Raw genomic sequence first — 15523 nt, 5'->3', positions numbered from 1 at the left:
TCCAGCGAATGTTTCTAGGCCCTTTCATTTAGGATTTGTGAAACATCGAGGAAGGGGCCGGCGGATGCTCGACGTGCACCGGTTGCGGCTGCTGCGCGAGCTGCGGCTGCGCGGCACCATCTCGGCCGTGGCGCAGGCGCTGAGCTACACGCCGTCGGCCGTCTCCCAGCAGCTCGCCGTCCTCGAGCGCGAGGCCGGTGTGCCGCTGCTCGAGCGGGTCGGGCGCCGGGTCCGCCTCACCCGGCAGGGCGAGGTGCTCGTCGGTCATGCCGACATCATCATGGACCAGCTCGACGAGGCGGAGGCCGACCTCGCCCGCTCACGCGACGAGGTCTCCGGCCGGGTCCGGATCGCGATGTTCCAGAGCGCGCTGCACGCGCTGCTGCCCGACGCGCTCGAGGCGCTGCAGACGGCCCACCCCAAGCTGCGCGTCGAGGTCGAGGAGCGCGAGCCGTCGATCGGCGCCGAGATGCTGCTCACCCACGACGTCGACCTCGCGCTGCGCGAGGAGTATCCCGGTGAGCCGCTGCCGACGCCGCCCGGCCTGTCCTTCCAGGAGCTCTGCCGCGACGGCATGTCGGTCGCGGTTCCACCGCACCTCGCCGGACGGGTGCGCGAGGCGTGGTCCGGGCGGACGACGATCCGCGACCTCGCGCTGCTCGCCGACCAGCCGTGGATCCTCGACCCGAAGCCCGAGTCGCCGCGCACCTGGGTGGAGAACCTGTGCCTGCGCGCAGGCTTCATGCCGGATACGCGCTACGAGTCGGTCGACGTGCTCTCGCAGCTGCGGATGGTCGAGTCCGGGCACGCCGTCGCCGTGGTGCCGGACCTGATGTGGCTGGTCCACCAGCCGAAGGCGGCGTTGTTCCCGATCCCCGGCAAGCCGCTGCGCAGGCGGGTCGTCACGGCGGTACGCCGAGGCAGCGCCGGCCATCCCGCGATCCGCGCCGTGCGCGAGGCGCTGCGGGCGTCGGTGCCGGCGGAGCTGCGCGCGGAATAGTCCGCGCCGGCCGGACGTTGAAGCGTGAACAACCTTCCCCACGACGGCAGAGGGACCGCTCATGCAGACAAATGACATCTACAGCTACCGCGACGGGCTGGCGCCCGAGGATGCCCAGGCGTCGGTCATGCTCATCGCGCTCGGTGGGTTCGTCGACGCCGGCCACACCCAGCGGCTGCTCGTCGAGCACATCCTGAGCCGGCACGACCACGAGGTCATCGCGAGCTTCGATGTCGACGGGCTGATCGACTACCGCAGCCGGCGTCCGATGCTCACCTTCGAGAGCGACCGGTACACGTCGTACGCCGCCCCCTCGCTGGAGCTGCACCGCGTCTACGACCTCGACGGCACGCCGTTCCTGATGCTCACCGGCGTCGAGCCCGACTACCAGTGGGAGAAGGTGGTGGCCGCGGTGCAGCGGATCGGCGACGAGCTCGGCGTCACGCTGACGGTGCTCGCGCACGGGATCCCGATGGGCGTGCCGCACACCCGTCCGATCGGGGTCACCGCGCACGCCACGGACCCCAGCCTGACCGGCGGTGCGCAGAGCCCGTTCGGCAAGGTCATGGTGCCCGGCAGCCTGGAGGGCTTGATCGAGCTGCGGCTGGGCAAGGCCGGCAAGGACGCCATCGGCTACTCGGTGCACGTGCCGCACTACCTCGCGCAGATGCCGATGCCGCAGGCCTCCGTCGTCGCGCTGGACCGCATCGCCGGAGCGACCGGCCTGCGGATCGATCGCCGGGAGCTCGCGCAGGCGGCGGCCCAGGCCGAGGCGGGCCTGCGCGAGGAGCTCAGCGGTCGCGAGGACGTCGCCGAGGTCGTCGCGGCGCTCGAGCAGCAGTACGACGCGTACGCCGGTGCCCAGGAGCGCCGTTCGCTGCCGGCCGCCGAGGTGGAGACCGACCTGCCGACGGCCGACGAGATCGCCGCGGAGGCCGAGGCCTTCCTGCGCACCCTCGACGAGGAGTAGGCCCTAGCCGGGCCGGCCGGTCGCTCGCCGCACCCGCTCGTCGTACGCGTCGACGAAGCCGCGGAGGAGCGCGAGGAACTCGCCGCGACGCTCCCCGAGCGCGGCCAGCCCGTCCTCGAAGTAGCCGAGGATCGCCGCGACCTCCGTCTCGAAGGCCGTCCGTCCGACGGCGGTCGGGGCGATCAGCGCGGCCGGCTGCTCGGCGGCCCGGATCCGCTCGAGCAGCCCGGCCCGCAGGGCCGCGTTGACCTGGCGGTTGACCGTCGACTGCTCCAGGCAGAGCTCGTCGCCGATCTCGCGCAGCGTGCGGGCCCGGCCGTCGGCGAGCATCCACAGCAGCCGCATATCGGCGGTCCCGAGCCGCGCATTCTGCTCCACGACCCGTCGTGCGGCGTCCATCTTCAGCACCAGCGCGGCCAGCTCGCGTTCCGGGGGCAGCCCGCGCGGCACTGTGTCACTGGTCTCTCGGCGGCGTCCCGCGTTGACCTCGGCGTTCATGGGTATGTAGTTTACATACCGCGGATATGTAAGCTACATATCCTCTCGATTCGAGGAGAACGCTCTGTGAGCACCGTTCCCGGCGGCAGCGTGCCGCGCACCTCCGTACCGCCCGGGCTGATCGTCGCAGCGCTCTGCTTCGGCAGCCTCTGCGCCTCGCTCATGCAGTCGCTGGTCATCCCCATCCAGTCCGAGCTGCCCGCCCTGCTGGGCACCACGGCCTCGAACGCGTCCTGGGTGGTCACGGCCACCCTGCTGGCCGGCGGCGTCGCCATGCCGGTGACCGGCCGGCTCGCCGACATCTTCGGCAAGAAGCCGGTGCTGGTGATCTCGGCCGGGGTCCTGGTGGTGGGGTCCCTGCTGTGCGCGGTCTCCGACAACCTGCTGCCGATGCTCGGCGGCCGCGTGCTGCAGGGCCTGGCGATGGGCTTCATCCCGGTGGCGATCGCCCTCGTCCGCGAGGTCACCCCGCCGCGGCTGGCCTCCACCGCCATCGCCGCCGTGTCGGCGACCCTCGGCGTCGGCGGCGCGATCGGCCTGCCGCTGTCGGCGCTCATCGCGCAGAACTACGACTGGCACATGCTGTTCTGGCTGTCGGCGGTGCTCGCCGCGATCGTCGCGGGGCTGACGCTGGTCGTCATCCCGCACGTCCGCGACGAGCATCCGGCGTCCTTCGACATCGTCGGTGCGCTCGGCCTCGCCGTCGGCCTCGTCGCCTTTCTCGTGGGCGTGTCGAAGGGGTCGTCGTGGGGCTGGGGCGAGCCGAGCACCCTCGGCGCGATCATCGGCGGCGCCGCGGTGCTGGCCCTGTGGGCGCGGTACGAGGTGCGCCACCACGACCCGCTGGTCGACCTCCGGGTCAGCGCCCGCCGCCCCGTGCTGATGACCAACCTCGCCGCGTTGCTGATCGGCTTCGGCATGATGGCCCAGGCCATCGTCGTCCCCCAGCTGCTGGAGATGCCGGCGGCGACCGGGTACGGGCTGGGGCAATCGATCCTGCAGGCCGGGCTGTGGATGGCGCCGGGCGGCATCGTGATGATGCTGTTCGCGCCGGTGTCCTCCCGGCTGCTCGACCGGATCGGCGGGCGGCTCACCCTCGCCATCGGCGCGGTGGTGCTCGCCGGCGGGTACGTCGTCGCGGCGTTCCTGATGCACGCGCCCTGGCAGCTGATGCTCGCCTCCTGCGTGGCGTCGGCGGGGGTCGGCATCGGCTACGCGGCCATGCCGTCGCTGATCATGGACAACGTCCCGGCGTCCGAGGCGGCCTCCGGTGTCGGCGTCAACAGCCTCATGCGCTCGATCGGCACGACGGTCTCGGGCGCGGTCATGGGCGCCGTCCTCTCGGGCAGCACCGTGGTGATGGCCGACGGCTATCCGCCGGTCCCGACGGAGTGGGCCTTCCGGCTGTGCTTCATCCTGGGCGCCGCCGCGGCCATCGCCGGCGCGTGCATCGCGTTGCTGGTGCCCCGGCGCCGCGCCGCGGCGCTCGCCGCCACCCCGCGCCCGGAGCCGGTGACCCCGACGCCAGTCGGCTGACTCCACCGCCGCGAGCTGCGGCGCAGACCGTCAGCCGGCCGCCGGGAGGATCCGGCCGGTCACCTCTCCGAAGGAGCACAGCTCGCCGCCGGCGCCGGTGAACGTGCCGCGGATCGTCGCGGTGTCGCCGTCCTGCAGGAAGGTGCGCTGGCTGCCGTCGGCCAGCGTGAGCGGCTCCGTGCCGCCCCACGACAGCTCGAGGAACGAGCCACGCTGGTCAGGCTCGGGGCCGCTGACCGTCCCCGACCCGTACAGGTCGCCGGTGGACAGCGCGGCGCCGTTGACGGTGAGGTGGGCCAGCATCTGCGCGCCGGTGAAGTACATCGTGTCGTACGGCGGCCGGCTGACGGTCTCGCCGTTGAGCTCCAGCTCCAGCTCGAGCCGCAGCGCCCAGTCCTCGCCCTCCTGCAGGTAGGGAAGCAGCGGGACGGTCCGGGCCGGCGGCCCCGTCCGGGCGGGCTCCAGCGCCGCGAGCGGCACCACCCACGGGCTGATCGACGTCGCGAACGACTTGCCCAGGTGCGGCCCGAGCGGCACGTACTCCCACGCCTGGATGTCACGCGCGGACCAGTCATTCAGCAGCACGCAGCCGAAGACGTGGTCGGCGAACTCGGCGCCGGACACGCGACCGCCCATCGGCGCGCCGACGCCGACGATGTAGCCGACCTCGACCTCGACATCCAACCGTCGGCACGGGCCGTACGTCGGAGCGTCGTCCTGCGGCCCCTTCGTCTGGCCCGACGGGCGGACGATGTCGGTCCCGGAGACCACGATCGTCGACGAGCGGCCGTGATAGCCGACCGGCAGGTGCCGCCAGTTCGGCAGCAGCGGCTCGGCGTCCGGCCGGAAGATCCGGCCGACGTTGCTCGCGTGGTGCTCCGACGCGTAGAAGTCGACGTAGTCGGCGACCTTGATCGGCAGGTGCATCGTGACGTCCTCGATCGGCACGAGCGAGGGCGCACGTTCGGACAGCAGCCGGGTGATCCGCGCGCGCTCGCGGTCCCACACCTGCCGGCCCTGCGCCATGAGCTCGTTCAACGTCGCGGTCGCGAAGTAGGTCTCGCCGAAGGCCTCGGCGAGGTCCAGCACGCCGTCGCCGTAGCGGACGCCGACTCGGGGCGATCGGTCCGGCGTGCTGAACACGCCGTACGGCAGATTGGCCAGTCCGAAGCCGTTCTGGGGCATCAGGTCTTGCTCCTCACAGGGGAAGGGGTGGATGCGTGCTCGGTCAGGGGCGCAACCCGAGACGGGCGGCCTGCTGCACCGGCGACGACGTGCTGCACGAGCCGTAGCTGACCAGCACGTGGCGGACGGCGCGGCGCCGGTCCTCGTCCATCGCGCGGATCGCCTCGGCGACCCGGGCTGGGTCGCGCTCGGCCAGCACGGCGGCGACGTCGCCGCCGGACAGCGCCGCGTCGATGGCGGTCAGCAGGTTCAGGAAGCCGTGGTGCTCGAAACCGGTCTCGGGGTTCGTGTTGCGGATCGCGCTGTGCAGCCCGGCGGTCGCCTTCATCGGCAGGCTCGCCGACACCACGGCACGCAGTGCCTCGGCGAGCTGATCGACGGTCGGGAAGAGGTCGGCGCGGATGCCGCCGCACCGGACCTTCACGCCGGTCGGCCCGATCCGCCCCGCGGAGCGCACCGCCTCGATCACCCCGGGCAGGGCGTCGAAGCGCAGCGGCTCGACGTACACCGGCAGGTCGTCCGGTACGTCGGACAGCGCCGCGGCGCCCTTCAGCTCGACGTGGCGCACGCGGCCCTCGGCGCGCGCCAGGGCGTCGAGGAGCTCCGCGCCGGATCCGGCGTGGATCAGTCCCAGCTCGATTCCGGAGCCCTCCGGCAGCAGGCCGAGCAGCTCGTCGAGCAGCTCGGTCGGCACCAGGAACCGTTGGGTGAGCATGGGGTCGCGTGCCGCGCGGTCCTTCGCATTGCGGGCCAGGGCATCGCGCATCGGCAGTGCGGTCGGCGGGAACAGCCCCGCGTCGTCCACCAGGCCGTGCAGCAGGGTGTCGGTCATCGCTCTTCTCCCGGGGTCACGCGCCGGCGTTCGTCGACCAGCTCCAGGCGTAGCTCTCGTCGTCGGCGGCCAGGCCCGCCTCGCCGATCTCCAGCGGCCGGAACGTGTCGACCATGACCGCGAGCTCGTCGAAGTACTCCGCGCCGATCGACCGCTCGTAGGCGCCGGGCTGCGGTCCGTGCGCGTGCCCGCCCGGGTGCAGCGAGATCGAGCCGTTGCCGATGCCGGATCCCTTGCGTGCCTCGTAGTTGCCGCCGCAGTAGAACATGACCTCGTCGGAGTCGACGTTGGAGTGGTAGTACGGGACCGGGATCGACAGCGGGTGGTAGTCGACCTTGCGCGGCACGAAGTTGCACACCACGAAGTTGGCGCCCTCGAAGACCTGGTGGGCCGGCGGCGGCTGGTGCACCCGACCGGTGATCGGCTCGTAGTCGCTGATATTGAAGGTGTACGGGTACAGGCAGCCGTCCCACCCCACGACGTCGAAGGGGCTGTACGGCGTCGTGAACACCGTGCCGACGATGCCGTCGGCGGTGCGGTGCTTGACGTAGATCTCGACGTTCTCCTCGTCCTTCAGCAGCGTCTCGCTGGGACCGGTGAGGTCCCGCTCGCAGAACGGCGAGTGCTCCAGCAGCTGCCCGTACTTCGAGAGGTACCGGTGCGCCGGAACGATATGGCTGTTGGCCTCCATGATGTAGAACCGGGTCCGCTCGGCCGGGACGTAACGATGGTTCGTGGCCCGCGGGATGACGATGTAGTCCCCGGTCCGGTAGTCGATCTCGCCGAAGACGGTCTCGAGCCGGCCGGACCCGGCCTCGATGTAGACGAGCTCGTCGCCGACGCTGTTGCGGTAGACCGGCGACGGGATGGAGGACATCGCGTAGTAGATGCGCACGTCGCCGTTGCCGAGCACGAGCCGGCGTCCGCGTACGGCGTCGATGCTGTCGGCCTCCTCGTCGGTGAACAGGCTGTGCAGCTTCAGGTGCAGCGGCTTGAGCGGATGGTTCGGCATCGTCTTGTGCGTGCCGAGCTCCCAGGGACGCGCGTCGGTGATGGTCGACGGGATGTAGCGGTGGTAGAGCAGTGACGAGTCGGAGCTGAAGCCCTCCTCGCCCATCAGCTCCTCGAAGTAGAGCCGGCCGTTCTCGTCGCGGTGCTGGGTGTGCCGCTTGTGCGGGATGTCGCCGACGGCGCGGTAGTAAGCCATGACGTAGCCTCCTGTGTCAGAAACCGAGGGTCTTGCGGATGACGGGCGCGACCTGCCCGGGGGCGGTCGCGATGCCCGCGACGTAGCAGTCGGGTCGGAGCACCCACCACTCGCCGTCGCGGTACCCGAGTGCCGTGCGCGCCTCGTCGCCGAGGCCGGTCGCGGGGATGTGGGCCACCGGACAGCGCACGTCGGTCGCGACCTCCCGCGGACCGATCACCGTGATGGCGAGCCGCGCCGCGTCGCGCAGCCGGGAGCCGTCGGCGAGCCGGACGTCGGGGAGCATGATGCCCGGGCCGGGCGGCGGCACCGTGCCCTTGGGCGGGCGTCCGGCGAACGGCCGGCTCTCGTCGGGGGTGGTCAGCGGCGAGTCGACGTACCAGAACGGCTCGGCGAACCGGCCGGAGTCGATCGGCGCTCCCGACCCGGACGCGGCCGCCTCCAGGAGCGCCGTCCGGCGGGCGCGCGCCGCGTCGTCCTGCGGGACGAGCACGGCCATCGTCGCGTCCACGACCTCGGCGTTCTCGCGCGCGGCGGCGACCCGCTCCACCGAGTAGGAGTCGATCAGCCCGGGACCGCCCCAGCCGTAGGCGTCGAAGGCGATCTTCCAGCCGAGGTTGTCGGCGTCGAGGACGCCGGTGTTCAGCCCGCGCGCGCCGAACGGCGCGACCAGGTGCGCGACGTCCCCGGCCAGCAGGATCCGTCCGACGGCCATCTGCTCGACGTGCCGGGACTGGAAGCGGTAGACCGACTTCCAGACGATGCGGTAGGGCGTGTGCTCGCCGATGATCTGCCGGATGCGGCGATCGAGGCCGCCGGTGCGCTCGTCCTCGACGAGGTCGTAGTCCTCGGGGACCTGCCAGTCGATCCGGTACTGCGAGCCGGGGCACGCGTGGATGAGCACCTGGCGGCCGGGATTCCACTCCGGGTCGAAGTGGAAGCGCCGCTCGGTCTCCCACCCGGGCAGCGTCGCCTCGATGTCGCAGATGAGGAACGCGTCGTCGAAGGTCCGTCCCTCGAACGCCAGCCCGAGCACCTCCCGGATCACGCCCCGGGCGCCGGTCGCGAAGACCGCGTGGCTGAACCGCTGCGGCTCGCCGTCGATCCGCAGCGTCACCCCGGCGGCGTCCTGGGTGACCTCCTCGATGCGCACGCCCCAGCGGCAGCGCACGCCCAGCCGCGCCAGGCAGTCGTCGAGCACCTCCTCGGTGCGCTGCTGGGAGATGTTCACGAACGGCGGGTACGGCGACCGGCCGGAGTCGGCGAACCGCCAGGAGTCGATCTCGCGCCCGCGGTAGTAGGTGCGGGCGGTGGTCCAGGTGACCCCTTCGTCCGCGAGCACGGTGCCGGCGCCGAGGGATCCCCACACGTCGAGGACGTCGCGCGCCTGGCAGATCGCCTTCGACCCGATCGGGTCGCGCTCGGCCCGCTTGTCGAAGAACCGGACGTCCAGGCCCCAGCGGGCCAGCGCGAGGGCGGCGGTCTGGCCGCCGGGCCCGGCGCCGACGACGGCGACCGGAAGGTCGGCGTGGCCCTCGTGCCGGGGGACGTCGAGCGGGATGGTCATCACTCAGTCCTGCAGCTGGTCCCAGACCTGCCGGTCGAGCTCGGCCGTCCAGATCTCCGGCCAGTCCTTGCCGTCGTACTCGTCCCAGAGCCGCTTGACGTCGAACGGCAGGCAGTGCTCGAAGATCGGCCACTGGCCGAAGTCCGGGGCCAGGGCGGCGTGCGTCGCGTCGAACGCCTCCTTCAGCGAGCCGCCGCGGCCGTGCACGGCACCGACGTTCTCGATCATGCCGCGCAGGAACCGCCGGGTCTGCTCGATCGCGGCGTCCGTCGCGTCCCGGCCGAGCGCGACCGCGCCCCGGCCGCCGACCAGCGCCTCGGCCCCGAACGACTTCACCCGCTCGAGGGTCGCGTCCGCCCAGTCGAAGTGGAACGCGTCGCCGGTGTACAGCGCGGCCTGCGCCTCGACGAGATCGCCGGCGAACAGCACCCTGTGCTTGGGTACCCAGGCGATGACGTCACCGGCGGTGTGCCCGCGGCCGCAGTAATGCAGCTCGAGGTCGCCGCGGTCCCCGCCCAACGGGATGACCAGCGACTCGGTGAACGTCAGGTCCGGATGCGTCAGGCCCGGGATCGTCTCCGGCTCGCGGAACAACCGCGGCATCCGGCCGTACTCGCTGTCCCAGTCGGCCTGCCCGCGCTCGTCGATCAGCCGACGCGTCGTCTCGTGCGTGATGATCGACTCCGCGTCGTACGCCGACGCGCCCAGCACCCGCACCGCGTGGTAGTGGCTCAGCACGCAGTAGCGCACCGGCTTGTCGGTGTGCTCGCGCAGCTGCTCCAGCCAGTCCCGGGTCGCCTTGGGAGTGGCCCGCGACTCGAACGCGACGACGAAGTCCTCCGCCTCGATCGCGCCCATGTTCGGATCACCCTCGGCCGTCAGCGCGTACACGCCGTCGGCGAGAACCTCCAGTGACTCGGTCTTCTGTCCCAGATCGGCGCTGGAGGCGAATGCCTTGGCCATGTGATGCCCCCTAGATGGGTCATTAAAGGTTTAACGTTTAAGGTAGTGTAGGACTCGACACCGGGTCTGTAAAGGGTCCGGACGAGGAGGTCGCCATGCCGCACGATCCGAGCCCCGAGCAGCCGGGCGCCTCCCTGTCGCTGATCGCCGATGCGCGCACGGCCATCCAGGAACGCATGGCGCACGTCGACATCGACGCCATGCAGCTGGTCCTGCTGCTGTATCGAGTGTCCAACGCGATCGTCTACGACATCGAGTCGACCGTCCACCGGCCCGCCGGTTGGAGCTGGTCGGCGTTCCGGTTGTGCTTCACCCTGTGGGTCGACGGCCCGCTCGAGCTGCGTGCCGCGGCCAGCCGCACGGGCATGAGCAAGCCGGCGGTGACGTCGTTGGCGAACACGCTGCAGAAGCAGGGTTCGCTGACCCGGTCCGACCTCGCCGGCGACGCCCGGGGGCGGGTGCTCGAGCTCACCGACGCCGGGCGGGAACGGCTCGAGGAGGTCTTCCGCGCGCACAACCGGCGGGAGGTGCGCTGGGTGGACCAGCTCAGCGACGCCGAACGCGCCGGCGGCATGGCGTTCCTGCGCCGCCTCGTCGAGATCGGCCGGCAGGACTGGGTGGCGCACCGGTAGGCCCGGCTCATCGAGCGGCCTGCCGGGCAGGCGCGCGAGGGGCAGGGGCACAACGACCGCGGCCCGTCACCTTCCGGTGACGGGCCGCGGTCGTCGTGCTGCGTGCTACTTGGCGTTCTCGAGGTTGGTCTTCAGGGTGTCCAGCTCGTCGTGCATGGTCGACGGCAGCCGGTCGCCGAGCTTGGCGAACCACTCCTCGATGAGCGGCACCTCCGCCTGCCATTCGTCGACGTTGACCGCCGACGCCTTGGCGAGCTGCTCGGCGTCGATGTTGAGCCCCTCGGTGTCGAGCGCGCCCTCGGCCGGCACGAGGCCGATCGGGGTGTCGACCGCGTCCGCGGTGCCCTCGAGGCGCTCGATGATCCACTTCAGGACGCGGCTGTTGTCGCCGAACCCGGGCCACAGGAACCCGCCGTCCTCGTCACGACGGAACCAGTTGACGTAGAAGATCCGCGGCATCTTCGCCGCATCGGACTTCTTGCCCATCTCGATCCAGTGGTTGATGTAGTCGCCGGCGTTGTAGCCGATGAACGGCAGCATCGCCATCGGGTCGCGGCGGACGACGCCGACCGCGCCGGTCGCGGCGGCCGTGGTCTCCGACGACGTCGTCGCGCCCATGAACACGCCGTGCTGCCAGTCGCGCGACTCGGTCACCAGCGGGATCGTGGTCTTGCGGCGGCCGCCGAAGATGATCGCCGAGATCGGCACGCCGTTGGGCTCGCTGTTGTACTCGGGGGCCAGCACCGGGCACTGCTCGATCGGCGTGCAGAAGCGGCTGTTGGGGTGCGAGGACAGCCGATCGGAGTCCGGCGTCCAATCGTTGCCGTGCCAGTCGATCAGGTGCGCGGGCTTCTCCTCGGTCATGCCCTCCCACCACACGTCGCCGTCGTCGGTGCGCGCCACGTTCGTGAAGACCGAGTTGCCGGCGTCCATCGTGCGCATCGCGTTGGGGTTGGTCTGGTACGAGGTGCCCGGGGCGACGCCGAAGAAGCCGAACTCGGGGTTGACGGCGTACAGCCGGCCGTCCTCGCCGAAGCGCAGCCAGGCGATGTCGTCGCCCAGCGTCTCGACCTTCCAGCCCTCGACCGTGGGCTCGAGCATCGCCAGGTTGGTCTTGCCGCACGCCGACGGGAACGCGCCGGTGATGTAGTGGACCTTGCCCTCGGGCGAGGTCAGCTTGAGGATGAGCATGTGCTCGGCCATCCAGCCCTCGTCCCGGCCGAGGACCGACCCGATGCGCAGCGCGTAGCACTTCTTGCCCAGCAGCGCGTTGCCGCCGTAGCCGGAGCCGAACGACCAGATCTCACGGGTCTCGGGGAAGTGGCTGATGTACTTGGTGGTGTTGCACGGCCACGAGACGTCCTCCTGGCCGTCGGCCAGCGGGGCGCCGACCGAGTGCAGGCACTTCACGAACGCCTTGTCGGAGCCCATGGCGTCCAGGACGTTCTGGCCGGTGCGGCACATGATGCGCATCGAGAGGACGACGTACTCGGAGTCGGTGATCTCGACGCCGAACTTCGGGTCGTCGGCGTCGATCGGCCCCATGCAGAACGGCACGACGTACATCGTGCGGCCGCGCATGCAGCCCGCGTAGAGACCGCTCATGGTCTCCTTCATCTTCTCCGGGTCCATCCAGTTGTTGGTCGGGCCCGCGTCCTCCTCCTTCTCGGAGCAGATGAAGGTCTGGTCCTCGACGCGCGCCACGTCGGACGGGTCGGACATCGCCCAGAAGGAGTTGGGGCGAAGCTCCTCGTTGAGCCGCACGATGGTGCCGGCCTCGACGAGCGCGTCGGTGATCTGCTTCCACTCCGCATCGGAACCATCGACCCAGCGAATGTCCTTGGGCTGCGTCAGCTTGGCGACCTCGGCGACCCAGGCAAGGAGCTCCTTGTGCTTGGTCGGGGCGTCCTGCAGGGCGGGGAAATCTGGCGAAGTCACGTCTCGTGCTCCTTGGAGTTTTGGGATGACACCTGGTCTATCCACAATAAGCCTGAGAGGTTCGCGTGCGTATGCGCAAACGGCGCGAGAGTGCTCACACAGGGCGCCCTACGGCGCCCACCGCGCGGTGTCACGACGTGTTGCAATTGTGACTGTTGGGGCTGTTGAAACAGTTGTGATCTTCGGGACGGCGGCCGTATTCTAGGCGCACTGCATCCGTAGCTCTTCCCCGGCTTCGAAGGTCTCGCCATGGTCTCCACGCGTCCGCTGTCCCGTCGCATTCCCCTCCCGCGGGCACACTGGCCGGCGCTCCCGAGCAGTGACCGGCACGGCGCCGGCACCCAGCGCGCGCTGTATCTGATCGGGGCCACCCAGCTGATGGTGGCGGGGGTGTACGCGTACCTCGCCATCGCGGCGCATTCGGACTTCTTCGTCAACACGTACTACCTGTTCTGGATCCCGTTCTTCGTCGCCCTCCTGGCGATCGCGATGACGGTGATCGGGCACCTCGGCAGCCTCTCGGCTCCCTGGCTGGCGGCGCTGCTGAACCTCCCGCTCGCGCTGACGGCGCTGTACGTCGACAGCACGCTCGGCTCGACCTTCCTGATCGCCTGCCTCCTGGGCAGCGCGGGCTGGCTCGGCTTCAACCTCCTCGAGGACGCCGCCCGGCGCAATCCCGTCGAGGACTTCTAGAGCCGCGCAGTGGTGCGCAGCCCGGTGCGTGAGCTCGCCGCGTCGATCGACGCGGGGCTCGCCACGGTGACGATCGACCGACCGCACAAGCGCAACGCGATGTCGGTGCGGATGTGGCAGGCGCTGACCGAGATCCTGGGCGAGATCGCCGCCCGCGACGACGTGCGGGTGCTCGTGCTGCGCGGCAGCGGCGCGCACTTCTGCGCAGGTGCCGATATCGCGGAGTTCGAGCGGACCCGCGGGACGCCGCAGGCGGCCGAGCGCTACCGCGCGCTCGTCGACTCGGCGGAGGCGGCGCTCGCCGGCCTGGCGGTCCCCACGATCGCCGCGCTGCGCGGATCGACGATCGGCGGCGGTCTCGAGCTCGCGCTGGCGTGCGACTTCCGGCTGATGAGCGAGACCGTCCGCTGCGGGATCACCGCGTCGAAGCTCGGGCTGGTCTACAGCGCCGCCTCGACGCGGCGGCTGGCCGCGATCGTCGGCCCCGCGTGGGCCAAGCACGTGCTGTTCACGTCGCAGCTGATGGACGCCGCGCACGCCGCCCGGATCGGTCTGGCGCACGACGTCCTGCCCGAGGACCGGCTCGACGCCGCCGTCCAGTCGCTGGTGGCGCTGCTGATCGACCGGTCGGCGCTCACGATCGAGGCGGCGAAGCTCGTCATCGACCAGCCGGTCGCCGGCGCGCCGGAGGTCGACCTCGGCGATCTCGTGCGTCGGGCGGCGGCCAGCGAGTTCTATCGCGACCGCGTCGCCGCCTTCAACGCGCCGAAGCCCTAGCGGACGGTGATCTGCGGGGCAGCCACGAACGCTGCGCGCCCCGGAGCGTCACCGGCTGCCCCGCAGAACGGCTCAGTGGCCGGCGGGGACGAACCCGTCCTCCATGTCCTCGAGCGCCAGCCCCTTGGTCTCGTGCACGAACCGCCAGACGAACAGCAGCGAGAGCAGCGCGCACAGCGCGTACAGGCCGTAGGCGAGGCCGAGGCTGATGTCCTTCAGGATCGGGAACGACACGGTGACGATCCAGTTGGCGGCCCACTGCGCGAAGCCGGCGACGGCGAGCGCCGCACCGCGCAGCCGGTTCGGGAACATCTCGCCGAGCATGATCCACATGACCGGGCCCCACGACATGCCGAACGCGATGACGAAGATGTTGGCGGCGGCCAGCGCGACCGGGCCGGCCGCGCCCTCGAGGACCGGGGCGCCGTTCTTCAGAGGCGCCGTCTGGAAGATGTAGGCCATCACCGCCAGCGAGACGAACATGCCGGTGGAGCCGATCATCAGCAGCGGCTTGCGGCCGGCCTTGTCGACGGCGGCGATGGCGATCAGGGTGGTCAGGATGTTGGTGACCGACGTGAGCACCGTGATCACGAACGAGCTCGACTCGGTGAAGCCGACCGCCTCCCACAGCACGTTCGAGTAGTAGAAGATCACGTTGATGCCGACGAACTGCTGGAAGACCGCCAGGCCGATGCCGACCCAGACGATCGGGAAGATTCCGCCACGCGGCGAGCGCAGGTCGCGCATCGACCGCTTGCGGTCGGTGGCGAGGCTCTGCTGGATCCGCTCGACGGTTTCCTGGGCGCCGACGCCGAGCACCCGGGCGAGCACGCGCTGCGCTTTCTCGGGTTGTCCCTGGGCGACGAGGAACCGCGGCGACTCGGGAATGGTGAACGACAGCGCGCCGTACACGATCGCCGGGACGGCCATCATCATGAACATCCAGCGCCAGGCTTCCATCCCGAACCACAGCATCGCGCTCGAGCTGCCGGCGATTCGCGCGAGGAGGAAGTCGACGAGCAGGGAGACGAAGATGCCGGTGACGATCGCGAGCTGCTGCAGCGAGCCCAGCCGGCCGCGGATCCGCGGTGGGGAGATCTCCGCGATGTAGGCCGGCGCGATCACCGACGCCACACCGACGCCGAGGCCTCCGATGATCCGGAAGGTCACGAAGAGCGCGAGGTTGGGCGCGAAGCCACAGCCGATCGCCGAGACGAGGAAGAGCAGCGCGGCGATCTTCATGACGGCGAGGCGCCCGATCCGGTCGGCGACCCGACCGCCCGTGAAGGCGCCGACCGCAGCGCCGATGAGGGCCGCTGCGACCGCGAACCCGAGCGGCCCGGGCTGCGCCTTGAACTCGTTCTGGACCGCGCTCACGGCCCCGTTGATGACGGCGCTGTCGTAGCCGAACAGCAAGCCGCCCAGCGCGGCGACCGAGGCGATCCGGACGACACCGGAGCTCTCGTGCGAATCGGTGGCAGCTGCTGCGGTCATCGTCGTCCCCCGAATCGCCTGGTGAGTCACGGATCGAAGGTGAATGTTACGCCCGTCACACCCCGACCGGGGTCGATCGGCTCAGGTGTCGGCGTCCTCGGGAAATCGGCCGAACCGTGCGGCCGCGTCGCCGGAGGCCCGGCCGAACTGGCCCGGCGACGTCGGCGGGCCGGTCGGTGCCGGCGGATCCGCCGGCGGTGCCGGGGACGCGGATGGCGCTCCCTCGGGCTC

At 70.8% G+C, this 15523-nt stretch carries 14 protein-coding genes; 6 read left to right on the top strand and 8 right to left on the bottom strand.

Features of this window, described 5'->3' with window-relative positions:
- The first annotated feature begins 64 nt into the window (after window positions 1-64).
- Both F8A92_RS07690 and F8A92_RS07685 read left to right on the top strand, forming a co-directional pair.
- Window positions 65-1000, top strand: a complete 936-nt coding sequence (locus F8A92_RS07690) for a LysR family transcriptional regulator (protein WP_153504582.1) — start codon at window positions 65-67, stop codon at window positions 998-1000.
- A gap of 61 nt (window positions 1001-1061) precedes the next feature.
- On the top strand, window positions 1062-1970 hold the full coding sequence (locus F8A92_RS07685) for a PAC2 family protein (RefSeq protein ID WP_153504581.1): 909 nt from the start codon (window positions 1062-1064) through the stop codon (window positions 1968-1970).
- A 3-nt stretch (window positions 1971-1973) separates the two neighbouring features.
- Here the strand turns inward: F8A92_RS07685 and F8A92_RS07680 are convergent, their stop codons facing one another.
- Window positions 1974-2468, bottom strand: coding sequence for a MarR family winged helix-turn-helix transcriptional regulator (locus F8A92_RS07680; RefSeq protein WP_228389288.1), 495 nt, complete (start codon window positions 2466-2468; stop codon window positions 1974-1976).
- Between the two features lie 66 nt (window positions 2469-2534).
- Here F8A92_RS07680 and F8A92_RS07675 point away from each other — a divergent pair, with 66 nt between their 5' ends.
- Complete coding sequence (locus tag F8A92_RS07675) at window positions 2535-4004, top strand: MFS transporter (protein WP_228389287.1); 1470 nt, start codon at window positions 2535-2537, stop codon at window positions 4002-4004.
- 30 nt (window positions 4005-4034) lie between these two features.
- On the opposite strand, the gene fahA is transcribed toward F8A92_RS07675, so the two are convergent.
- Genes fahA through F8A92_RS07650 form a run of 5 tightly spaced genes read right to left on the bottom strand, consistent with a single transcriptional unit; the run spans window position 4035 to window position 9758 of the window.
- Window positions 4035-5189 (bottom strand): fumarylacetoacetase, encoded by a 1155-nt coding sequence (gene fahA / locus F8A92_RS07670; RefSeq protein WP_153504580.1) that lies wholly within the window; start codon window positions 5187-5189, stop codon window positions 4035-4037.
- A gap of 43 nt (window positions 5190-5232) precedes the next feature.
- The gene (locus F8A92_RS07665) at window positions 5233-6021 is read right to left on the bottom strand and encodes a hypothetical protein (protein WP_153504579.1); all 789 of its coding nucleotides are present in this window, start codon (window positions 6019-6021) and stop codon (window positions 5233-5235) included.
- A gap of 16 nt (window positions 6022-6037) precedes the next feature.
- Complete coding sequence (locus F8A92_RS07660) at window positions 6038-7228, bottom strand: homogentisate 1,2-dioxygenase (RefSeq protein ID WP_153504578.1); 1191 nt, start codon at window positions 7226-7228, stop codon at window positions 6038-6040.
- Between the two features lie 16 nt (window positions 7229-7244).
- Complete coding sequence (locus F8A92_RS07655; RefSeq protein WP_153504577.1) at window positions 7245-8795, bottom strand: FAD-dependent monooxygenase; 1551 nt, start codon at window positions 8793-8795, stop codon at window positions 7245-7247.
- A 3-nt stretch (window positions 8796-8798) separates the two neighbouring features.
- Entirely contained in the window at window positions 8799-9758 is a 960-nt protein-coding gene (locus F8A92_RS07650; protein ID WP_153504576.1) for an MBL fold metallo-hydrolase, read from the bottom strand.
- Between the two features lie 95 nt (window positions 9759-9853).
- Here F8A92_RS07650 and F8A92_RS07645 point away from each other — a divergent pair, with 95 nt between their 5' ends.
- Complete coding sequence (locus F8A92_RS07645; protein ID WP_153504575.1) at window positions 9854-10390, top strand: MarR family winged helix-turn-helix transcriptional regulator; 537 nt, start codon at window positions 9854-9856, stop codon at window positions 10388-10390.
- Between the two features lie 105 nt (window positions 10391-10495).
- On the opposite strand, the gene F8A92_RS07640 is transcribed toward F8A92_RS07645, so the two are convergent.
- A complete protein-coding gene (locus tag F8A92_RS07640) occupies window positions 10496-12328 on the bottom strand; it encodes a phosphoenolpyruvate carboxykinase (GTP) (protein ID WP_153504574.1) in 1833 nt (610 codons plus the stop codon).
- Between the two features lie 249 nt (window positions 12329-12577).
- Here F8A92_RS07640 and F8A92_RS07635 point away from each other — a divergent pair, with 249 nt between their 5' ends.
- Both F8A92_RS07635 and F8A92_RS07630 read left to right on the top strand, forming a co-directional pair.
- A complete protein-coding gene (locus tag F8A92_RS07635) occupies window positions 12578-13021 on the top strand; it encodes a hypothetical protein (protein WP_153504573.1) in 444 nt (147 codons plus the stop codon).
- 9 nt (window positions 13022-13030) lie between these two features.
- Window positions 13031-13798: an enoyl-CoA hydratase-related protein gene (locus tag F8A92_RS07630; RefSeq protein ID WP_153504572.1), complete on the top strand. Its 768-nt coding sequence runs from the start codon at window positions 13031-13033 to the stop codon at window positions 13796-13798.
- A gap of 72 nt (window positions 13799-13870) precedes the next feature.
- Here F8A92_RS07630 and F8A92_RS07625 read toward each other — a convergent pair whose 3' ends face one another.
- Window positions 13871-15292, bottom strand: a complete 1422-nt coding sequence (locus F8A92_RS07625; protein WP_153504571.1) for a sugar porter family MFS transporter — start codon at window positions 15290-15292, stop codon at window positions 13871-13873.
- Window positions 15293-15523 lie beyond the last annotated feature (231 nt).

Source organism: Cumulibacter manganitolerans (genome assembly GCF_009602465.1).
Classification (GTDB): Bacteria; Actinomycetota; Actinomycetes; order Mycobacteriales; family Antricoccaceae; genus Cumulibacter; species Cumulibacter manganitolerans.
This window is presented reverse-complemented; position numbering and strand designations above follow the sequence as displayed.